Below are 21,868 nucleotides of genomic sequence, written 5' to 3'. Positions count from 1 at the left end.
TTTAATTTTAACTCTTTTGAATGCTTCGGAATTGGCATAGAGCACACCTCATAAGTTTTAAAAGTCTAACTTATGGGGTGCAGTTCAGGACGGGAGAGGGACACCTTCGGGTGTGCTGGATTCTTTGGCTCCAGTCTGCTAACCCTCTTTCGTTTCGCCACCATTATTTAGCAGTAATGCGGTGAAACTTCTTTTATAGCCAAAGGAGTCCGCTATGCGTACTAATTCTTCTCAATTTTTGGCCTTTGCCAAAATCTCTCTATTTATACCGTTTAAACAATCTGTAAATCGGTTTAATCGACTCTAGGTTTTTACGCCTAAACATCGTTACGACTAAAACATAGCAAGAATAAAACCGAGATAGGCGAGCACACCATTTTTTGTGCCGCTTTTGCATGCCTGTTTTTAGCACTCATTTTAAGAGTGACGGCATTTCTATCTCTTTCACATACAACAAAAAATTATTTTAAGCGGTATATATGAAAAATTTACAAACTTCCTTTCGAGCGTTGCGAACGCTTCACACGGCAACAGATTTATTTAAACAATATGGGTTTAACAAGGTCGGGGTCGACCGAATTATTGCAGAAGCTCAAACCTCAAAAGCTACTTTTTATAATGCTTTTCACTCAAAAGAAAGACTCATTGAGAGGTGTCTCATTTTTCAAAAAGATGCCCTCAAAGACAAGGTAATTTCGATTCTCTATTCTTACAATGAACTTATGGTGCTCGATAAACTTAAGCAGATTTACCTTCTACATACCAATTTAAATGGCCTTTATTATTTGCTCTTTAAGGCAATATTTGAAATTAAAACGCTCTATCCAATGGCTTATCGCATTGCGATTGAATATAGAACTTGGCTTGTAAATGAAATTTATAAACTGCTTTTAACAGTCAAAACTGAGGCTTCAGTTGACGATGCACGGATGTTTTTGTTTGTAGTGGATGGGGGAATGATTCAGCTTTTAAGTAAAAACCAGACAGGTGAGCAAGATAAGTTAGTAGAGTATTTTTTATTAATGATGTCTTAGAGATAACCCCAATAGTCATCAAAACAAAAAGCCCGTGATTGGGCTTTTTGTTTGAGGTGTGGTGATTAAAACTTAAGTTTTTTAAGTCCGCGACTCACGCCATTTTGTAGAGCGGCTTTAATGATAGGGCCAATAAATGGTACGCGACCTTTAAAGCTAATGGTGTAATCCAAACGAGTACGATTATTTCCCAAGTCAGTAAATTTCATGACACCACGGTGACCTTTAATTGGGCTAATCCCGCTCGTAATTGCATATTCAATCAGTTCATTTTCTTTGTAGACTAAATTGGTTTCTACAAATGAAGGGGTCAATGGAATAGACATTTTGCGCGCAGAGCCAACACCATTACGAGCGTCTTTTCCATTGCTAATGCGAGTCACTTTAGCAGGAGCGAAAAGTTTACTTAGATTTTCATGCTCACTTAAAGTCTCGAAGACCTTGTCTACGGGTGCATCAAATTCTTGTACGATGTTGATTTTTTGAGTTTTTAACATCTTATTCCCTCTAGAAATTATTTTGACATTGGTAATTGTCAGAATTTGGATATTAGCATGCTTTGGGTAATGGGGGAATTCTTCTTCGTCGGAGTTATCTTAAGTCCGAAAAAAGCATTACGATAAATCTACAATGCTTTTTGGTCTTTTATTAATTTTTTAAAGAAAGGCTGAATCACAGACCAGTTGGTTGAAACCCAGCAAATAAAGGAACCAGCCGTCACCATTGCTGTTCCTTGCCAAAAGTTCATTGAAAGTTGAGTTTGTAAAACAAACATCGCCAAAATAGACGAGATAATCGGAGTGAAATAAGAGGCCACCACAAGCACGGTAATGTTTCCATGAATGATGCCAATATTCCAAGCCGCATAACCAAAACCCATGGCAGCAGAAGCAACTAAAAGGGTCATGACTGTTGGAATATCCATTGAAGGAATAGCAAAGTGCCCCGAGACAAGCAGCTTGAGCCAGAGAGTGAGCGCGACACCAACAAAGAAAATGGAAATTGGATTTTGCCCATTACTTAATTTTTTGGTGAGTACACAGTAAAAAGCCCAAATGATGGCGCCTGCAAATGCCAAAATATAGCTCAGAGGGTTGCTATGAAAATTATCGACAAGACTATTTAAACTAAAATCACCGTTTCCAGTTTGAATATAAACAATGCCAAAAATTGAAAGCATTAGACCTAAAATAATAAGGAAATTAAATTTTAATTCCTTAAAAATAACAAAAGCTAAAACCGTTAAACTCGGCCACAGATAGTTAACAATGCTGATTTCAATTGCTTGCCGTGCTGTCTGAGAATAAGCAATCGCAAATGAAAAGCACACCTCATAAGCCACGAATAGAATTGTGCCAAATATTAAGTATTTTTTAGAGATCTGCTTAAAATCTGGAACTTTGAAAATAGCAAGCAACAGTAGCGCACTTAAAGAATAAATAAAGGTAACACCTAGCTCAGGCCCAATGGCGGCACTGACTTGCTTCATCAGACCGACCAGAGATGCCCACATGAGAATGGCACTTAAACCAATCAATGTTGCTAGATTTTTTGACATAAATTCAGTAAATAACGTTTAAAAAATGGTAAAAGATGAAGCTATATAGATGAAAGGAATCAATTTTCAAGCTAAGGAATATAGGACAAATTATATAAAATATAAACAATTAAATTTATTGATTGGTTGAATCTGCTATGTTTATTTAGCATTCATATGAGTAAAGAAATTTCGGATAAAACAACATTTGTACGAGGAAAATATGGAAGTCATTAAAACGGTTGGTGTTGTTGGAGCGGGTGTAATAGGTGCAAGTTGGACGGCCTTATTTTTATATAAAGGATTTAAAGTTAAGGTCTATGACCCATATCCTATAGATGAAGCGGTCTTTAAAAAAAGAATTTCTGCAAATTTAAATGATTTATTGGCTTTAGACCAAAACGCGGAACACACATATTCTCAGCAAGATGTACTGCTTCATCTGGAAATTTTTAATCACTTAAAAGATGCAGTTTCAGATGTAGATTTTATTCAAGAAAATGCCCCTGAACGTCTCGATGTAAAACAACAGCTGTATCAAGAAATCACAGCATATTGTCCTGAACATACCATTATTGCTTCAAGTTCATCGGGCTTAAAAGTGTCTGATTTTCAAAAAGAGGCCAAACATCCTGAACGTATTTTATTAGGTCATCCTTTTAATCCGCCTCATCTTTTACCTTTGGTCGAGATCGTTGGCGGTAATTTGACAGCTCCTCAAATTTTAAAACAGGCTTCTGAGTTCTATAAACAACTGGGCAAAAATCCAATTGTTTTAAATAAAGAAGTAAAAGGGCATGTCGCAAACCGTTTGCAGGCTGCGCTATGGCGAGAAGCTTTTTCATTGGTTGAACAAGGTGTGTGCTCTGCCGAAGATGTCGATGTCGCGATTACCAGTGGGCCGGGTTTAAGATGGGCACTATTTGGCCCCTACATTAATATGCAGCTTGCCAACCAAAAGGGCTTTAAAGAAGCAATTCATCATTTAGGCCCACCAATGACAGAATGGTGGAATGATATGCATGCATTTCAACATTCAGATGAGACAACAGAGTTGTTGGAAGTAGAAACCAATCAGCTTTTAAATCAATATAAAGATATCGATTTATATCAAACCAGAGACAAAGGTCTGGTCGATATCTTAAAGCTTAGACAAGAACTTAAGTTAGATTAATTCAAACTCTTAAAGTAGAGCCAATCATTTTATTTCAGAGATGATTGGCTTTTTTGTTGGGGCAAATAATAAAAAACTCCCTAGCTGAAACAATCCTATATTCATTAAATGTTACTGAAATCTCTGTCGCGTTGCATTTGAACTATATGCCTTACGTGAAGAGTAAGAATCGTTGCAAACCGTAAAGAAAGCCTCCTCATAATCAAAGGACATCACAGAAAATAGAGGAATATAAAATGCGCGCTCTAACTTACCACGGTGCAGAAGATGTTCGAGTAGAAACAGTAGCAGACCCTATTATTCAAGAACCGGATGACATTATTTTACGAGTGACTGCCACAGCCATTTGTGGCTCTGATTTACATTTATATCGAGGCAAAATCCCTAGAACCGAACAGGGCGATATTTTTGGGCACGAATTTATGGGCGTGGTTGAAGAAGTCGGCCCAGCTGTCACCGCAGTCAAAAAGGGTGATCGAGTGATTGTTCCTTTTGTGATTGCCTGCGGCGAATGTTTCTTTTGCCAGCTAGACCTAACCGCTGCCTGCGAAACAACTAATACAGGGCGCGGCGCAATCATTAATAAAAAGCAGATTCCACCAGGTGCAGCTTTGTTTGGCTATAGCCATCTTTACGGCGGTGTACCGGGCGGGCAAGCGGAATATGTGCGTGTGCCAAAAGCCAATAAAGGCCCTTTTAAAGTGCCAACTTCACTGTCAGATGAAAAAGTACTTTTCTTGACTGATATTTTACCGACTGCTTGGCAAGCAGTGACCAATGCCCAAGTGAAACGTGGCTCAACCGTTGCAATTTATGGTGCTGGTCCAGTCGGACTGTTAAGCGCCGCTTGTGCCAAAATGCTTGGTGCGGAAAAGATATTTATGGTCGATCACAATGACTATCGATTGAACTATGCAGCGGCAACATACGGTGCTATTCCAGTTAATTTTGATGAAGTCGATGCGGCTGAATTTATTATTCAACATACCGACAATTACCGCGGTGTCGATGCTGTGATTGATGCGATTGGCTTCGAGGCAAAAGGCAGTGTGATTGAAACTGTCCTAACCAATTTAAAGCTTGAAGGCTCAAGCGGTGCAGCGCTTCGTCAATGTATTGCCGCAGTTCGTCGTGGAGGTGTGGTGAGTGTACCGGGTGTATATGCAGGCCCAATTCATGGTTTCTTATTTGGCGATGCTTTTGATAAAGGACTGACTTTTAAAATGGGCCAAACCCATGTGCATCAATATTTGCCGCAACTGTTAGAATTGATTGAGCGTGGCGAATTAACACCTGAAACGATTATTACCCATCGAATGAAATTAGAAGATGCCGCAGAGGGTTACCGCATTTTTAATGAAAGAGAAGAGGACTGCCGTAAGGTGATTCTGCTTCCTTAAACTCTCAATCTTATAATTTAGTTTTAAGCCTCTTAGTGAAAGGGGCTTTTTTATTTTGAAATGCACAACTTTTAGTGCAGCTTTTTATTTTTGAACTTAAATGCACCTAAACGGCTCAAGTTTAGTATTACTCTTAACCAGAAACGTAATACTAAGCTGGCATGTCCTTTGCATAGTCTTAAGCAATCAAAAGTGATCTAGGGTTCCGATACTTACAGTATGACTGGACCGAGAGTTCACGGTTCCTAGCGAACTACACGGAGGGATAAAAGCCCGGGAGGAAGTCTAAAACTATCCGACAGGAGTAGCTATGAACACTGCAAGTTATCATAACAATCAGGCGATTTGGACCGAACTTTTACCCGGCGGACATCACTGGTCGGGTCGTATTCAAAAAGGAACTATTCTTAGATTTACATCGCTTGGCGCTCAGGCAAATGTTTCTTTGTTTTCTGTAAATGCTGCCGATGTGCTTGAACGTTTTAACATGCCCGACAGTTTAAAAGGGCAACACACCGCCTATTTAAAAGCTTCCAATGTGCTCTATTCAGACCTTGGCCGTGTGATGGCTTCCATTGTTCATGATGACCATGGTTGGAATGACGCGCTTTGTGGCCCAAGCCGACCTGAGCAAATTGAAAAGCAATTCGGTACGCGTACATTTCAAGATGCCCGCAATGATATGTACCAAAACGGCTTAGACAGCTTACTCATTGAAATGTGTAAATACGGACTTGCCAGTCAAGACCTGAGTGCCGCTGTTAATCTATTTTCTAAAGTTGTGCCAGACGAAAACGGCGCTTTGTCTTATGTCAGTTCTGACAATACTGATCAAAGCATTGAACTGCGCTTTGAAATGGACTGTTTGCTATTTTTATCTGCTGCACCGCATGGTTTAGACACCAGCCTAATCTATCAACCTGCTGATATTCAACTCAGTCTATTTAAAGCCAACTCTCTAACAGACAACGATATTTGTCGTGATGCATGTTCGCAAAATCAGCGTGCCTTTCAAAACACAGCCCGCTACTACGCACTTAGCAATATTTAAATCAGGAGAAGCATCATGACAGTTTTACAATCATTTGAAAAAGCAGTTTTAAATGAAGTTTGTCCTGCGGGTGAAGCGTGGATGTGCGAGGTTAAAAAGGGCCAATATTTTCGAATTATTGATCTGGAGGGAAACCAAGCGGTCGATACTTTGTTTATGAGTGCCGAAAATCCAACTGAGCGTTATAGCGCAATGGATACCTTGGCCATCAATCAACAGATTTATTTAGAAAAGGGCACTAAGCTCTATAGTAACTTTGGCCGTCCAATTGCCGTTATTCATGATGATAACTGCGGGCGCCATGACACCATTGGCGGTGCCTGTTCTTGTGAAAGTAATACGGTTCGCTATGCACATGAAACGTACCCTATGCATAGTTGCCGTAACAATTTTATGTATGCCTTGGCAAAACATCCGATTGCAAAAAAGCATGGCTTAAATGTCCGTCATATTGGCCCAAATATTAACTTTTTTATGAATGTGCCTGTTACGCCAGACGGCCAGCTTAAATTTGATGATGGAATTTCAGGCCCGGGTAAATATGTCGAAGTTCGGGCGGAAATGGATTTAATTGTTTTAATTTCCAATTGTCCTCAGCTCAATAACCCATGTAATGCCTATAACCCAACCAAAATTCAATTGGTTGTCCGTGAAGCGGAAGGGGTGTAAGCATGTTTAAAAAAGTTCTGATTGCTAACCGCGGTGCAATTGCCTGTCGCGTCATTCGCACCCTTAAGAAACTCGGGATCGCTTCGGTTGCAGTTTACTCCGAAGCCGACCGTGATTCTTTACACGTGACTTTGGCCGATGAAGCTTTCTTGATTGGTCCTGCACCTACACATCAAAGTTATTTAAATATTGAAAAAATCCTTGAGGTTGCTAAACAGTCGGGAGCAGAAGCCATTCATCCTGGTTATGGTTTTTTGTCTGAAAATGCCGAGTTTTGTGATTTATGTGAAAGCCAAGGCATTGCCTTTATTGGGCCGACTTCAAGCCAAATGCTCGACTTTGGTTTAAAACATACCGCGCGTGAACTCGCTATTAAAAGCAATGTACCTTTACTTCCGGGTAGTTCACTACTTGCCGATGAAGCCGATGCCTTGTTTGAGGCAGCTCGTATTGGTTATCCAGTCATGCTAAAAAGTACCGCGGGCGGTGGTGGTATTGGTATGCGTCTGGTCTGGAATGAAACTGAATTAAAAAATGCCTACCAAACCGTATCTTATTTAGCGCAGGTCAATTTTAAAGATGCAGGTTTGTACTTAGAGAAATTTGTACAACATGCACGCCATATCGAAGTACAAATTTTTGGTGATGGGCAAGGGCAAGTTTTAGCCTTGGGTGAGCGTGATTGTTCGGTGCAACGCCGTAATCAGAAAGTGATTGAAGAAACACCCGCGCCACACTTAAATGAACAGCAACGTGACTACCTTCAAAAAGTTTCGATTCAACTCATGCAGTCGGTGAACTACCGTTCGGCGGGCACGGTTGAGTTTGTCATGGACACCGAAACCCAAGAATTTTATTTCTTAGAGGTCAACACGCGTTTGCAAGTCGAGCACGGCGTGACCGAGCAAGTGTTTGGTGTCGACTTAGTTGAATGGATGGTTACTTTGGCAAGCGGTGACTGGTCAGCACCAACAGAAAAGTTAGAGCCAACAGGGCACTCCATTCAAGTTCGTCTTTATGCCGAAGATCCAATTAAACAGTTCCAGCCAAGTGCTGGCATACTCACGCATGTTAAATTTGACCCACAAGCCCGAGTCGAAACATGGGTAGAAACAGGGTCAACGGTGTCGTCTTTTTATGACCCAATGATTGCCAAAATTATTGTAACTGCTGCAACACGGGACCAAGCCATAGAGGCAATGGGTGCTAGTCTTGCCAACACGCAAGTCGCAGGCATTGAAACCAATCTGGAATATTTACAAAACATTATTGCTTGCGATGTGTTTGCTTTAGGTACTCAAACCACTCGTTTTTTAAATACCTTTGAATGGAAAACTCAAAAAATTGAGGTGTTGCAGGCTGGCATTCAAACTGCCATTCAAGACGTAACAGGGCGATTAGGTTATTGGGATGTTGGTGTGCCGCCATCAGGTGCCATCGACCCACTCAGTTTAACTGTAGCAAACCTCCTTTTAGCCAATGAGCCAAATACCGCAGGGCTTGAATGCACCTTGCAAGGGCCAACTTTAAAGTTTCACTGCGATAGCCAAATTGTCATTACAGGCGGTGATATGCCGTCAACACTTGATGGTGAACTTGTGCCGATGTGGCAAACCATCAATGTGAAAAAAGGCCAAGTTTTAAAATGTGGCATCATTCGTTCAGGTTGTCGTAGCTATATAGGTGTGAAAGGTGGTTTCGATGTTCCTGAGTATTTAGGGTCACAGGCGACTTTCACTTTAGGGCAGTTTGGTGGCCATGCAGGCCGTAATTTATTAATTGGCGATATGCTGACGATTACTGAATATTCCGCTCAATCGACTACAGCTTTAGCTCAAGCGCAAATTCCTAGCTTTACCCAAAACTGGGAAATTGCCGTGATGTATGGCCCACATGGCGCACCAGATTTTTTCACCAAACAAGATATTGATACGTTCTTTTCTAATGAGTTTGAAATTCACTATAACTCAAGCCGGACAGGCATTCGCTTAATTGGGCCAAAACCTGAGTGGGCACGTGAAGACGGTGGCGAGGCAGGCTTACACCCATCCAATATTCACGACAACGCTTATGCGATTGGGGCAATTGATTTTACTGGCGATATGCCAATTATTTTGGGTCCGGATGGTCCGAGCTTAGGCGGCTTTGTCTGTCCTGCAGTAGTGATTCATTCCGAGCTTTGGAAAATCGGGCAGCTAAAAGCAGGTGATAAAGTTAAATTTGTACCTGTGAGTTACACGCAAGCAAAAGCACTTGATCAAAAATATCATCAAAGCTTAAACACGACCGATACAACTCAGATCGATTTTAACCCAGCCATTCAAGCAGAACCCGATACTTTAAAAGATGCGGTTTTGGCCACTTTAGAAGGTGAAGCTGACTTACCAAGCGTGACCTATCGACCAGCAGGAAATAGCTATTTATTGGTGGAATATGGTGAGTTAGTCCTCGACCTAAACTTACGCTTCCGTATTCATGCGCTCATGCAATGGGTCAAAGATCAAAACATTCGGGGCATTATCGACTTAACACCAGGCATTCGTTCACTGCAAATTCATTTTGATTCAATCCAGCTCGATCAAGTTGAACTTTTACAGAAATTTCAACAAGCAGAAGCCGAATTACCTGACATTCAAAATATGCAGGTGCCTTCACGGACGGTCTATTTGCCTTTGGCTTGGGAAGATTCTCAAACTCAACTTGCCACCGAGCGCTACACACAAATTGTTCGTCCAGATGCGCCGTGGTGCCCAGATAACGTCGAGTTTATCCGCCGTATTAATGGCTTAGCTTCTAAGCAAGCGGTTAAAGATGTGGTCTATAGCGCAAACTATTTGGTGATGGGTTTAGGCGATGTGTATTTAGGTGCACCCGTTGCGACGCCGCTCGATCCACGCCAACGTTTAGTCACCACAAAATATAACCCTGCGCGAACTTGGACACCAGAAAATGCGGTCGGCATTGGCGGGGCGTATATGTGTGTGTACGGTATGGAAGGGCCGGGCGGCTATCAATTCGTTGGTCGTACCACTCAAATGTGGAGTCGTTATCGTAAAAATGCCGACTTCGAAGAAGGTAAACCGTGGTTATTACGCTTTTTTGACCAAGTTAAGTTTTATGAAGTTTCTGAGACTGAACTTTTGCAAATGCGTGAAGACTTTAAGGCAGGCCGTCTACAACTTCGTATTGAAGATGGTGTGCTCAACTTAAAAGAATACAACGAATTTTTAAAAAAACATCAAGACAGCATTCAAGCCTTTAAAGACATGCAACAAGCCAATTTTGAGGCTGAGCGCCGCCGTTGGCACGAAGCGGGCTTGCAAGAATATATCTCTGAAAGCCTTGATGCGGTTGATGAAGGTGAAACCGTGGTGATCCCTGAAGGCGGTTGTGCAGTCGAATCACACATGCCAGGCTCAATCTGGAAAATCGAATGTGCATCGGGAGATATAGTTGAAGAAGGCGCAACCCTTGCGGTAATTGAGGCAATGAAAATTGAAATTCCGATTATTGCGCCGGAACGTATGAAGGTCGAAACCATTACCATTGAAAAAGGTCAAACCGTAAAAACAGGACAAGTGCTATTTACCTTAGCACCTGTCGCTTAAACCAAAAGAGAGCATCAATATTGATGCTCTCTTTTCATATTATGCTTCGGTCAAATGCTTTAATACTTTATGACCATGTTCAACCGCTTTTAACTTAATTGCAGACTCTGGATTGCCCGATAAAGGCGATACGTCATAAAGCAAAAATGTGCCGCTTAACTGCATTTGAGTATATTGAATTGAATGTTGAACCGCTTTTAAAAAGCTATCGATTAAGTTTTCTTGGTTGTTCACCATGTTTGCTTCTTTTTGCCCGACCGTCATACTAATAATGACTTTTTTATCTTTTAATTTGTCGCCCTGAGAGCCATAGGCAAACTGATAAGTAAAGACCTCATCAAACCATAATTTCAAAATTGCCGGCATATTAAACCAGAACATTGGATATTGCAGAATGATTGTATCATGGCGTAGCAACGCTTCTTGTTCAGCGCTGACGTCAATTTTATAGTCTGGATAAAGCTGGAAAATATCTCGGACTTCAAGGTCCGGATAGGTTTTTATAAGTTCATTCACTATCGTTTTATTTGCAATTGATTGAGCGTAGTAGGGATGGGCCAAAATAAGTAAAGCCATAATAATGCCTTGTAGCTATAAAAATCATAGTCACTATAATTTTTATAGTATGGGTGTACAATAACTATCAAAGTTGATAGGTGGCGTTAAAAATGGCAAATACTGAAAATAAATGTGAAATCACCATGAATGGAAAAACCTATCCATGTCATATCAGTATGGCTATGGATTTGGTGGGTGGAAAATGGAAAGGTGTTATTTTGTATTATCTAAAAGATGGGCCAAAACGTTTTAATGAAATCAATCAATTAATGCCCACCATCACAGAAATGACCTTAAGCCTTCAACTTAAACAATTAGAGCAAAGTGGCTTAATCTCTCGAACTGTTTATGGTGAAAAAGCACCGATTAAAGTGGTGTATGAAATGACCGAATTAGGCCAGTCTTTTAAACCTGTTTTAGAGTCTTTATCAGTATGGGCACATACGATGATTGGTTCTACTTATAGTCTAGAGAACAAATAAAAAAGACCGCTTATGCGGTCTTTTTAGAATCTTCATGCAAACTAAAATGTGTTTCGATACGGTTAATGAACTCTAGAAACTCATTGTTTCCATCTACATCTGTGCAACTTTCAATAATTTCCTCACAAGTGGTTGTGTGCCATAATTTCTCAATTAAATTAGTTTTTTTAACTGCAATATATTTTATTAATTCGGTATGTAATAAGACCTTCTGATCAGCATAATCATTAGGTGAAAAAACAACTTCTCCATTTGTTATGCGCGAAATAACATTTTTATGAAGATAATTTTCACATTCTCTTTTTTTCGTTAGATGGAAGACAACATGTGAATATCTTTTTTGAGTCTCTATATTCTTCTGATATTTATCACAGTTCTGCCCATCATTGTCTGAGTCAAAGAATACAGCCCATGGTTTTTGAAGCGTTTCAATTAATTTGTAATTTACCCAATGTTTTAAATTATCGCTGCCACCGCTTATTAATAACTGAATATCCCTCGCTGTAATATAATCTCTTTGAATAAGAGAATTTTCTGCGAATTTTGAAAAGATATGTTTTAGGAATACAACATCTGATACTCCCTCCACAAATATGTAACCTTTGCATTGTGTATCATTTATCGAGCCAAAAGGGTGTATTCCTAGATCATGACTAATCTTATCTAATATTTGGTTTGTATCTGCATGTTCTATGATGTGATTTTTATCAACTTTATTGATATAACGTAAGCTTGCCAGTGGTAATAAACCTGCTAATGCTGGTGTATGAGTTGTAACTAAAATCTGCGTTTTGGGAGATAGAGATAATTCTAATAATGCTTTGATAAGCATTTCTTGATAATTAGGATGTTGTGATGTTTCTGGTTCTTCAATTGCATATATTATTGACCTATTTCTAGCTTCTTTGAATTTTTTTTCAGCCTCAGCTCTGAAGAAATTTAATAAAATTAGTCTACGGACACCACTACCTCTTTTATTAACTGGTATTCCTAACTCTGATGTTAAAGTCATAGAAAAAATTGAATCCCATTTGGGATCTTTAGAAAAATTAGGTATCAAATCCTTGGCTAGGTTTGAATCCATTTCCCCAAGTTTATTTAACGTTCTCTTTGCTACATCTTCTACATTTGTCCGTATATATTCTTGTATTTCAGTTAACTTGGGCTGAATTTCAGAAAGAGCTGCTTTTATTGCTAATTTCATTGGATCTTGAACTTCGCTATCTTGATCGCTACTGTTTCTATCAGACTTAAATAATGCAAATATAGGTAAAAAACTTTTTATATTTTCCCATAAGTTTTTTGCATCTTCTTTGTTCAGTGAAATTTCTTTAGTTTGGAAAGTTAGAGCCTCGGAAGAAAAAAGAAACTTTCTTAAGCAGGTATTAGAGCGCTGGTCATCTACTTGAGTAATATCTAACCCTTTAGTTTTTATTAAGCTTTTTAACTCAGCATTTTTAAGTGTAATTAAACTATTTAGATCAGGATTTGATGGATAATTAGCGATAATTGAAACTTCGGTTGTGATTTTTTGATTTACACGGAAAGTTTTTTTGATCTCTAGAAATGAATCATTATTTAAAAGATATTCACTTTCTAAAGTAGTCTGAGAAGTGGCATCTAAACTTAAACTTTCAGGGAAGTCCTTAAATACACATGTGATAGAAGTATTTTGTTCTTCTGTAGCAAAGATGCACCGATCATTTTTCTCAAAACTTGAATTTTCAAAAAAAATATCTAAGGCTTCAAATATTGTGGACTTACCAGCATCATTTTTTCCTATAATTCCTGTTAAACATTCATCAATTAAAATTGTATGTTTTAAATGATAGCCCCTAAAGTTTTCCAAAACTATTGAAATTAATTCCATATGATTTTGACTTCATTATTTATTGTTAGATTAATCTAGCCTAAAATTTATACTATTTCTATCTAGTTAAATTATTTTATAAAAATTTTATACTTCTAAAATTATATATGCTGTTTAGCTTGATTTATTAATTTAGCCCCATCCCTGTGCATGGGGCTTTTTCTTGCCCAAAAATCACTCACAAATTTCTGCCAACTCTACCAAAACGACGCTTAAAAACTGGCACATTTTCTGCATTCCATATCAGTAATACAAAAACTGAATTTGGTAATACCAAACTAGAGGTGCGATATGAACGATGTAAAACCTGTGGTTCAACCAAAGCCAACTTTAAAAGCCCTTTTAGTCGAATTGCTTAGCGTACGTGCAGGCGTATATATCAAGCAAAACAATCAGCCGCCTAAAACAAAAGGATAAGACTGTGGCAAAACAAAAGTTGGCTCGGATCAGTATTACCGTACCTGAAACGACACTTAACGCACTCGATCAAAAAATTGTCGAGCAGAATTATGAAAGTCGCTCGCAAGCCATTGTCGACATGATTAATAAACACTTAATTGCGGAGCAGGCACAGGCCAATGAAGTCATGGTGGGCACATTAACGCTACTTTATGACGCTAGCCAAATGACCTTACGCAATCAATTGGTCGATTTACAGCAACAGTTTTTAGCACAGGTGATTAGTTCACTTCATATTCAGCTCGACCAACAAAAGATATTGCAAGTCATGTTAATGCAGGGCGCGAGTTCTGAGCTTAGACAAATTAGCCAGCAATTTATTGTGCTTAAAGGTGTGATTAAAGGGCATTTAGAACTGATGGATGCCGTTATGCCGCCTATACAGCAAAATGACTAAATGAGGAGTAGCGTGTTGAAAAATTTATGGACTATTCAAGACTGGAAAACAGCATATCAAAATGGGCAAATCCATCTTGAAGATTTGATTGGCTATGTTGCAGAAATTAAAAATGATGATCATGCATGGATTGAAATTGCATCGAACGAGCAGATTCAATCGCAAATTGATATTTTAAAAGACCAGAGTATTACCGATTTACCACTATACGGTGTGCCATTTGCAGTCAAAGACAACATTGATGTCGCTGGCTTTCACACGACTGCTGCCTGTAAAGAGATTCAATATTTAGCTAAGCAAGACGCTGCCGTAGTTGCCAAGCTAAAAAAAGCAGGGGCGATTGTGGTTGGAAAAACCAACCTCGATCAGTTTGCAACGGGGCTGGTTGGTGTTCGCTCTCCATACGGTCCAGTAAAAAATAGTTTTAACCCTGAATATATTAGTGGAGGTTCAAGCTCAGGTTCATCAGTGGTAGTTGCCAATGGCATTGTGCCTTTTAGTTTGGGGACAGACACGGCGGGGTCAGGGCGTGTTCCTGCGGGCCATAACAATATTGTGGGTCTTAAGCCGACAAAGGGCTGGTTTTCTACCACAGGTTTAATTCCTGCATGTCGAACCATTGATGTCATTTCTATTTTTGCGCTGCACATTGATGATGCTTGGACAGTTGCCAGTTTAATGCAGGGCTATGATGAAATAGATGAATATTCACGAATACATCCAGCCAATGTACCGACTCAATTTTCTAAACAAAAAATTGCTATTCCAGCTCAACTTGAGTTTTATGGAGACATTGAATCTGAAAAAGCCTTTTTAGTGGCAATTGAGCGCGTAAAAAAACTGGGCTATGACGTTGAGAGTATTGATTTCAGTGCATTCAATGAACTTGCTGCCGCACTATATAATGATGCTTGGGTAGCGGAAAGAACAGTCGCCGTTGAACGCATGACAACACGTGGAAAGGCTCATCCTGTTATTGCTCAAATTATTGCGCAGGCAGATAAATTCAAGGCAACAGATGCACTTCAAGCCGAATATAACCGTGCCGTACTGGCTCGAAAAATTAATTTGGCATTACAACCTTTTGATGCATTGATGGTTCCGACAGCACCAATCATTTATACCATTGCAGAAGTTGAAGCCGACCCATTGACTAAAAATGCACACATGGGGGCCTATACTAACTTTGTCAATTTTGCTGATCTTTCGGCTTTAGCTTTACCAAATGTACTCCGTGAAGACGGCCTACCAAGTGGGGTAACCTTTATTGCACCAGCTTGGCACGATCAGGCACTGGCCAATTTTGCTCAGCTCTGGCAAGCCGAAACATCACTGAGTTTAGGTAAATCAACTCAAAATTATCAAAAAAGTCTAGAGATCCAGTCGAATCATTCAGTGCAGTTAGCTGTTGTGGGAGCGCACTTAACAGGCATGCCACTTAATTTTCAGCTCACTAGCCGTAATGCCACTTTGCTTAAGAAAACTCAGACAGCAGACACATATAAACTCTTTGCTTTAAAAAATACCACACCACCAAAACCGGGGCTGCAATGCGATGCAGCAGGGACTTCAATTGAAGTCGAAGTGTGGGATGTTCCCTTAGCAAATTTTGGAGCGATTGTGGCTGAAGTGCCTGCACCACTTGGTATTGGGAACCTTAAACTAAAAGATGGAACATGGGTCAAAGGCTTTATTTGCGAAGCGTATGCCATTCAAGATGCAACCGATATTAGCCATTTTGGAGGCTGGCGAGCTTACATACTGTCACTCAATCAAACCGCTCAAAGTGTTGTTAGTAAAAATGTTGGGGAAGTTTCTATATGATTAAAAAAGCGTTTTTATCCGTATCTATTTTATCGGCAGTTATATTGGGTGGGTGTGACAATACCGCTAAAGTACCCGAGGCCAAACAAGACGCTCAGGGAGCCACCACTACAAAACCAATTACGATTGGCTATAGTGATTGGCCGGGCTGGGTGGCTTGGCAAGTGGCTATTGAGAAAGGCTGGTTAAAAGAAGCAGGGCTAAATGTAGAGTTTAAATGGTTTGATTATTCGACTTCTCTTTCAGCCTTTTCGGCAAATCAGCTCGACGCTGTGTTGGTCACCAATGGCGATAACTTGGTAACTGCTTCTGGCGGTACGCAAGGCATGATGATCATGGCAACGGATTATTCTGCGGGGAATGATGTCATCATTGCAAAAGAGGGTATTAACACCATTCAAGACTTAAAAGGAAAATCAATCGGTGTTGAAAAAGGCTTGGTTGACCATCTTTTATTGGCAACAGCTTTAACCGACTATAATATTAAAGCGAATGAGGTGAAGCTAGTAAACTCAGCCACTAACCAATTACCCCAAGTGTTTAATAGCCCTGATATTTCCGCGATTGCTGTTTGGCAACCTGTTGCAGGTCAGGCATTAAAAGCAGTGGCAGGCTCTAAAATTATCTACACCTCTAAAGACAAGCCAGGTTTAATTTACGACACCTTAACAGTCAACATGAGTCATTTAACTGCTCATCAAGAAGAATGGAAAAAAGTCATTCAGGTGTGGGATAAAACAGTTAAATATATTAATGACCCTGCAACTCATGCCGATGCGGTTAAAATTATGGCAAATCGTTCAGGGGTTGACCCAAAACAATATGAGTTGATGGTTAGCGGTACGCATTTATTAGATATCAATGCCAATAAAAAAGTATTTACTAAATCTGAAGGCTTTGACTCGATTTATGGCTCTAGCTATCACGTCAATAGATTTAATGTCGAAAACGGTATTTATAAAACTGAACAAAATGTAGATGGGCTGATTTATCCAACACTCATAGAACAACTTAAATAAACCCAATCAATAAAAAAGCCCAAGATGAACTTGGGCTTTTTAATGTCTTTCTTATTTTTCTGTACTGACCTGAGTCATACGCGGTATTTTCGGTAAGTCTTGTAAAGCAGGGTCAAGCTCATCTTCTTCGGCGTGAACTAAATAATCTACCCGTGAACGGAGCTGTTTAAACTCAGGTGTGCTCATCAAGTCGAGTGAGCGTGGACGCGGCAAATTAACTTCAATAATTTCCTTAATTTCACCTGGGTTGGCTTTAAGTGCCACAATTCGGTCTGCCAGTAAAATGGCTTCATCCATGTCATGGGTCACAAAAATAATGGTGATATCAATGTTTTGCCATAAATCCATCAAGTGCTTTTGCATTTTTTGACGGGTGTGTGGATCGAGTGCACCAAAAGGTTCATCCATGAGTAAAATTTTAGGTTGATTAACCAAAGCTCTAGCTATCGCAACACGCTGTTTCATGCCACCAGAAAGTTGGTGTGGATACTGATTTTCATATTTTTCTAAACCAATAATATTGATCCATTCACGTGCTTGAGCTTCGGCTGTCATTTGACTAGCGCCGCGCATTTGCGGACCAAACATCACGTTTTCTTTTACAGTTTTCCACGGAAAAAGGGTATAGCCCTGAAACACCATGCCGCGTTCAGGACATGGGCCTGTAATGCATTCGCCGTCTACTAAAACTTCTCCGCTATGGTATGGGTCTAAACCTGCAATAACACGGCTTAATGTCGATTTGCCGCAGCCAGAGGGGCCAATCACACAAATAAATTCTCTTTTATGAATTTTTAAATCGAGCTTATTTAAAACAGTGCGTTCGCTTTGACCATGCTTAAACACTTGGCTCAGTTGTTTAGCTTCTAAAATAACAGGACGTTCATAAATTTTTTGAAAGTATTCATGTGCGTTAAATGTTGAATCGTTCATTATTTTGCTCCTACTTTCCAAGTGAACATCCGCTCACCTAACTTCATTAATAGCCAATCACAGACCAGACCAATCACCCCAATAATCAAAATAGCTGCATAGACATTGTCAAAGTTTTGATAGCGTGCCTGTTGGGTAATAAACCATGTAATACCCGAGGTCGTACCAATCAATTCTGAAACAATTAAATAGGTCCAAGCCCAGCCCAGTAACACACGTAAGTCACGGTAAATATCAGGTAAGGCAGCAGGAATCACCACATGAAATAAACTTTTGAGCTTATTGGTGCCAAGCGTATAGCCAGCTTCAATTAAGCTTCGATCAACCATTCGGGTGGTATTGGCAATAATTAGAATTTGCTGAAAGAGAGTACCAATCACAATAATGGCAATTTTAGGTGCGTCATTAATCCCTAAAATTGCTACAGCAAGTGCGCCAAAGGCGGGAGCGGGTAAGTAACGGAAAAACTCGACAAAAGGTTCCGTCAATAGGGATATACGCTTAGAAAAACCACACAAAATACCCAGTGGAATCCCAATCAGCGAAGAGATAAAAAAGGCTGAAAAAACCAGTTTAATACTGTGCCATAAACTTTGATGAAACCACGGCGAATCAGGTTGTTCTGGTGGTGTGGTAAAGGCGGTGACCAAAGCCTTAGCGACTTCATGGGGAGCGGGTAAATAAATCGGATTGACTAAAATACCTTGTGGTGGTGCAGAATTTCGATTGACTGCATTTTGTGCTTCGAGATAGAACACATTTTTATCAATACGACTTCCCACTTGTAGGTAAGAAAGACTTCCCGAATTCGTGATTTGTACTTGAGGATGCCAAACAAAAGGTAAGTAACTGATTGCGCACCAAAGACATATTGGAATAACGAAAGAACAAATACTGAAAATCAGCTTGTTCTTTCGAGTAAATTCCTTTGCAACATAACCCATATCGAGAGCTCCCCATTATGATCAGTATTACGATTTTCATAAAACGTAATATTGTTAAGCAAAATAGGTGCCATCTTTAAGATACTCTAGATGAGTTAAGAAGATGAGGAAACTAAAGTTTCATGTAAATAAACCCAATAACATCTTTCGCCGTCTACTTTAATGCAGGCCGTCGAAGTGCGTAATGTTTCGGTTTCATCAGTTTGCTGATGTTCCTGATATTGCACCCAACAATAATTTTCAAATTCGTATAAAGCTGTACTCTTAATAATGTCGATTTTTAAAGAAGGTTTTTTTCCGATATTCTGACTAAATAAACTATTCACTTCTGCGAAACCAATGCTGTGACCTTGAACCGTTACCATCTTAAAATTTTGATAAAAGCTATCTAAAAGCGGGCTTAGACTTTGCTCTGCATTTTTTCCTGTAAATACATTTTCTATTAAAATATGTAGGTCAATGACACTTTGAATGGCCTGATCCATTTGTTTAGACATGGGTTTTCTCCTTTAAAACGGGAATGAGTGAAAGTAAGCAGAGCAAAGCTGCAATTAAAAAAGTATGTTGATAGCGAAGCAGGTCGCTTGAGCCAGACATCAAGTTATATATCGAAATGAGAACGACAGTACCAACACTAAATGAAACTTGTCGATTAATATTCCAGAGCACACTTCCTTGTAATAAATCTTGGCCTGAAAAATCAATCAGGGAGCTAATTTGGGCAATATTGGCACTTAGACCGCCACCCATACCCATCAATAAATAAGAAATCACTAAAAAGCTCAAAGGGCTAGTGTTTGAAATACAAAATAAAAGAAATATGCCAAGGCTATGTAGGGTTATTCCAATAATAAGAAGATACTTTTTTCCTAACCGTTGATAGAGCAGGCCACCACTAATCATGGCTGCGAGTGCCCCAGTTGCATAGAGCAACATGAATAAACCAGTTTGTTTTGCATTAAAGCCAAAGTTAAGCTGTAAATTAAAAATATTGAGTAAATTAACGCCAGTAAAAATACCCGGAACAGCGTAATAGACAATAAATGCATTACATAAATTTTTATTTTTTAATAACTGAAGATTAAGAACAGGATGGGAATTTTTTTTCGCATGTCGAATATAAAAAATAAGCATTCCGACTGAAATTAGAAAACTCGTTAGAGCGAATGAGGCGTTATGGTAATCACTATAAAATGAAAAGGAGAGTAATAAAGATAATAGGCTTATATTAAAAATAACCAAGCCTTTTATGTCTGGTTTTTCACTCGATACATTCTCTGTTTTTTTAATCCATAACCATGCTAGAGCCGCTGCCAGTAAAGAAAAAGGAAGGTTTGATAAAAATACCCATCGCCAATTTAATGAATCAATAATCACGCCCCCAATCGCAGGTGAAAAAGCTGGCGCAATTAAAGCAATTGCCATAATTAATGTAGAAATGCGTTGGCGTTCTTGGTTCGGGAATAATGCATATACGAGAGCTTGCCCGACTGGAATTAATAAGCCTCCAGCTACGCCTTGAATAAATCGCCAAAAAATTAAGCTATAAATCGATTCACTAAAGCCAATAAAGCAAATGCTTATCGAAAATAACAGCATCGAATAACACAATAACTTTTGGTTCCCAAGTTTGGTGGCTAACCATAAACTCAGGGGCATAATTAAAATGAGGCCGAGAATATACGCGTTTGTTACCCAAGCGACCATGGATTGGCTAACTGAAAATGACGATGCAATATTGGGTAATGCAATTGCAGACATAAAAATGTTGATGCAATCAATAAAGAACCCAAGTAAAAACACTGTTGCTATTTTATATCGATAAGACATACCTACCTCCGTGCAGGCAGGGTAAGATCCAGCTCTTTTATTGTCGATGCAAGCGAAGTAAAATCATTGTTTGATAATTTTAAACAATTGGCTTAATTGTGCAAAAAAACCTCAAGCAAATTACCAGTTTTTTACAAGTCGTTGATTCTGGTTCTTTTACCAAGGCTGCTGAAATTTTAGGCTTAAGCCGATCAATGGTGAGTATTGATATAAAACAATTAGAAAAGCAGCTCAATACAAGCCTGTTAATTCGCAACACCCGTAATATTGCATTAACTGAAATCGGTCAGCATTTTTATGAGGATTTTAAACAAATCCAACTTCAGATTGATGAGGCATTTGAACGAAGCCAACACTTAGGTACAAGCATTACAGGCACTTTAAGGTTTTCGTCTACCAATGAGTTTGGCCAACGTTTCATTTTGCCTTTACTGCCTGAGTTTTGTCGGCTTTACCCACATTTACGTTTACAGTATTCGTTTAATTCATCTCTCGATGATTTAGTGACTGAAAAATTAGATCTGGTTATTCGACTAGGGAATTTAAAAAACTCATCTCTAAAAACTCGAAAAATTGGAGAATATCCAATTTATCTTGTAGCTACTCGGCAGTTTATAAAAGACTATCCTATAGAAAATATATCTGATTTAGCGAATGTTCCTTGGATTGGCCACACTTTATTAAATTGGCAAGATTCACAATATATTTTGCAAAACACTTTAGGGGAGCAATATTCATTACCTTTTATTCGAAGTCAGTATGAATCAAACTCGGTGACTGCAATTCATCAAATGACTCTTTCATCTTTAGGTGTAGCGATTTGTCCTGCATGGTTAGTTGATGAAGATATTCAACAAAATCGCCTAATTCGGTTATTTCCTGATTTTTCGTTACCGCTACAAAGTATTCAATTACTTTATCCTCATACCTCTAATTTACCGGCCAAAACGAGAGCATTTATAGATTATTTAATAGCCAATCTTTCTTTCAGTTAAACTAAAAAATATGTAAGTCATGGAAGATAAGCTAATTTATATAAATAGACAATTCTGTCTGTTTTTTATAAAATATCGATGATT

At 39.2% G+C, this 21,868-nt stretch carries 20 protein-coding genes and 1 riboswitch; of the genes, 12 read left to right on the top strand and 8 right to left on the bottom strand.

All coding sequences use genetic code 11. The annotated features are described in order from the left end of the window. Nucleotides 1-479 precede the first annotated feature (479 nt). Complete coding sequence (locus ACTJJH_RS13375) at nucleotides 480-1,034, top strand: TetR/AcrR family transcriptional regulator (protein WP_069122764.1); 555 nt, start codon at nucleotides 480-482, stop codon at nucleotides 1,032-1,034. A gap of 65 nt (nucleotides 1,035-1,099) precedes the next feature. On the opposite strand, the gene ACTJJH_RS13370 is transcribed toward ACTJJH_RS13375, so the two are convergent. After that, nucleotides 1,100-1,531, bottom strand: a complete 432-nt coding sequence (locus ACTJJH_RS13370) for an SRPBCC family protein (protein WP_440601275.1) — start codon at nucleotides 1,529-1,531, stop codon at nucleotides 1,100-1,102. 128 nt (nucleotides 1,532-1,659) lie between these two features. Next, nucleotides 1,660-2,592 (bottom strand): aromatic amino acid DMT transporter YddG, encoded by a 933-nt coding sequence (gene yddG / locus ACTJJH_RS13365; RefSeq protein WP_440601274.1) that lies wholly within the window; start codon nucleotides 2,590-2,592, stop codon nucleotides 1,660-1,662. 202 nt (nucleotides 2,593-2,794) lie between these two features. Between yddG and ACTJJH_RS13360 the strand changes: the two genes are divergently transcribed. From ACTJJH_RS13360 to uca, 5 genes are all read left to right on the top strand, one after another. Further along, nucleotides 2,795-3,745 (top strand): 3-hydroxyacyl-CoA dehydrogenase NAD-binding domain-containing protein, encoded by a 951-nt coding sequence (locus ACTJJH_RS13360; protein WP_440601273.1) that lies wholly within the window; start codon nucleotides 2,795-2,797, stop codon nucleotides 3,743-3,745. 236 nt (nucleotides 3,746-3,981) lie between these two features. Then, nucleotides 3,982-5,145 carry a zinc-dependent alcohol dehydrogenase gene (locus tag ACTJJH_RS13355; RefSeq protein WP_017402877.1) on the top strand — a complete coding sequence of 388 codons (1,164 nt, stop codon included), beginning with the start codon at nucleotides 3,982-3,984 and terminating at the stop codon, nucleotides 5,143-5,145. Between the two features lie 186 nt (nucleotides 5,146-5,331). Next, a riboswitch (guanidine-I (ykkC/yxkD leader) is annotated at nucleotides 5,332-5,427 on the top strand. 28 nt (nucleotides 5,428-5,455) lie between these two features. Then, entirely contained in the window at nucleotides 5,456-6,196 is a 741-nt protein-coding gene (locus ACTJJH_RS13350; protein WP_440601272.1) for an urea amidolyase associated protein UAAP1, read from the top strand. A gap of 15 nt (nucleotides 6,197-6,211) precedes the next feature. Next, on the top strand, nucleotides 6,212-6,865 hold the full coding sequence (locus tag ACTJJH_RS13345; RefSeq protein ID WP_000217380.1) for an urea amidolyase associated protein UAAP2: 654 nt from the start codon (nucleotides 6,212-6,214) through the stop codon (nucleotides 6,863-6,865). 2 nt (nucleotides 6,866-6,867) lie between these two features. Beyond that, nucleotides 6,868-10,473 (top strand): urea carboxylase, encoded by a 3,606-nt coding sequence (gene uca / locus ACTJJH_RS13340; RefSeq protein WP_440601271.1) that lies wholly within the window; start codon nucleotides 6,868-6,870, stop codon nucleotides 10,471-10,473. A 39-nt stretch (nucleotides 10,474-10,512) separates the two neighbouring features. Here uca and ACTJJH_RS13335 read toward each other — a convergent pair whose 3' ends face one another. Continuing rightward, nucleotides 10,513-11,049 (bottom strand): NAD(P)H-dependent oxidoreductase, encoded by a 537-nt coding sequence (locus tag ACTJJH_RS13335; RefSeq protein ID WP_440601270.1) that lies wholly within the window; start codon nucleotides 11,047-11,049, stop codon nucleotides 10,513-10,515. Between the two features lie 92 nt (nucleotides 11,050-11,141). Between ACTJJH_RS13335 and ACTJJH_RS13330 the strand changes: the two genes are divergently transcribed. Next, on the top strand, nucleotides 11,142-11,513 hold the full coding sequence (locus tag ACTJJH_RS13330) for a winged helix-turn-helix transcriptional regulator (RefSeq protein ID WP_017481483.1): 372 nt from the start codon (nucleotides 11,142-11,144) through the stop codon (nucleotides 11,511-11,513). 10 nt (nucleotides 11,514-11,523) lie between these two features. Here the strand turns inward: ACTJJH_RS13330 and ACTJJH_RS13325 are convergent, their stop codons facing one another. After that, nucleotides 11,524-13,383 carry an AAA family ATPase gene (locus ACTJJH_RS13325; protein WP_440601269.1) on the bottom strand — a complete coding sequence of 620 codons (1,860 nt, stop codon included), beginning with the start codon at nucleotides 13,381-13,383 and terminating at the stop codon, nucleotides 11,524-11,526. Between the two features lie 291 nt (nucleotides 13,384-13,674). Between ACTJJH_RS13325 and ACTJJH_RS13320 the strand changes: the two genes are divergently transcribed. Genes ACTJJH_RS13320 through ACTJJH_RS13305 form a run of 4 tightly spaced genes read left to right on the top strand, consistent with a single transcriptional unit; the run spans nucleotide 13,675 to nucleotide 17,082 of the window. Then, nucleotides 13,675-13,800 (top strand): hypothetical protein, encoded by a 126-nt coding sequence (locus ACTJJH_RS13320; protein WP_033850399.1) that lies wholly within the window; start codon nucleotides 13,675-13,677, stop codon nucleotides 13,798-13,800. 4 nt (nucleotides 13,801-13,804) lie between these two features. Then, on the top strand, nucleotides 13,805-14,239 hold the full coding sequence (locus tag ACTJJH_RS13315; protein WP_001118705.1) for a CopG family ribbon-helix-helix protein: 435 nt from the start codon (nucleotides 13,805-13,807) through the stop codon (nucleotides 14,237-14,239). A gap of 12 nt (nucleotides 14,240-14,251) precedes the next feature. Beyond that, nucleotides 14,252-16,063, top strand: coding sequence for an allophanate hydrolase (atzF, locus tag ACTJJH_RS13310; RefSeq protein WP_440601268.1), 1,812 nt, complete (start codon nucleotides 14,252-14,254; stop codon nucleotides 16,061-16,063). Then, entirely contained in the window at nucleotides 16,060-17,082 is a 1,023-nt protein-coding gene (locus ACTJJH_RS13305; RefSeq protein ID WP_440601267.1) for an ABC transporter substrate-binding protein, read from the top strand. The genes atzF and ACTJJH_RS13305 overlap by 4 nt, the downstream gene beginning before the upstream one ends. 51 nt (nucleotides 17,083-17,133) lie before the next feature. On the opposite strand, the gene ACTJJH_RS13300 is transcribed toward ACTJJH_RS13305, so the two are convergent. The 4 genes from ACTJJH_RS13300 to ACTJJH_RS13285 all read right to left on the bottom strand — a co-directional run bounded on the left by ACTJJH_RS13300 (nucleotide 17,134) and on the right by ACTJJH_RS13285 (nucleotide 20,789). Further along, a complete protein-coding gene (locus ACTJJH_RS13300; RefSeq protein WP_001000088.1) occupies nucleotides 17,134-18,015 on the bottom strand; it encodes an ABC transporter ATP-binding protein in 882 nt (293 codons plus the stop codon). Beyond that, nucleotides 18,015-18,959, bottom strand: coding sequence for an ABC transporter permease (locus ACTJJH_RS13295; RefSeq protein WP_440207063.1), 945 nt, complete (start codon nucleotides 18,957-18,959; stop codon nucleotides 18,015-18,017). Before ACTJJH_RS13295 ends, ACTJJH_RS13300 begins: the two co-directional genes overlap by 1 nt. A gap of 95 nt (nucleotides 18,960-19,054) precedes the next feature. Next, on the bottom strand, nucleotides 19,055-19,456 hold the full coding sequence (locus tag ACTJJH_RS13290) for a hypothetical protein (protein WP_440207064.1): 402 nt from the start codon (nucleotides 19,454-19,456) through the stop codon (nucleotides 19,055-19,057). After that, nucleotides 19,449-20,789, bottom strand: a complete 1,341-nt coding sequence (locus tag ACTJJH_RS13285) for an MFS transporter (RefSeq protein WP_440601266.1) — start codon at nucleotides 20,787-20,789, stop codon at nucleotides 19,449-19,451. The genes ACTJJH_RS13290 and ACTJJH_RS13285 overlap by 8 nt, the downstream gene beginning before the upstream one ends. Nucleotides 20,790-20,887: 98 nt before the next feature. On the opposite strand from ACTJJH_RS13285, the gene ACTJJH_RS13280 reads away from it, so the two are divergent. After that, entirely contained in the window at nucleotides 20,888-21,784 is an 897-nt protein-coding gene (locus ACTJJH_RS13280; RefSeq protein ID WP_440601265.1) for a LysR family transcriptional regulator, read from the top strand. The last annotated feature ends 84 nt before the right edge of the window (nucleotides 21,785-21,868 follow it).

Origin of the sequence: Acinetobacter sp. 22301, assembly GCF_052045285.1 — a bacterium.
GTDB classification, from domain to species: Bacteria; Pseudomonadota; Gammaproteobacteria; order Pseudomonadales; family Moraxellaceae; genus Acinetobacter; species Acinetobacter pittii.
Note: the sequence above shows the minus strand (reverse complement) of the source record. Positions and strands in the feature narration are given on the sequence as shown.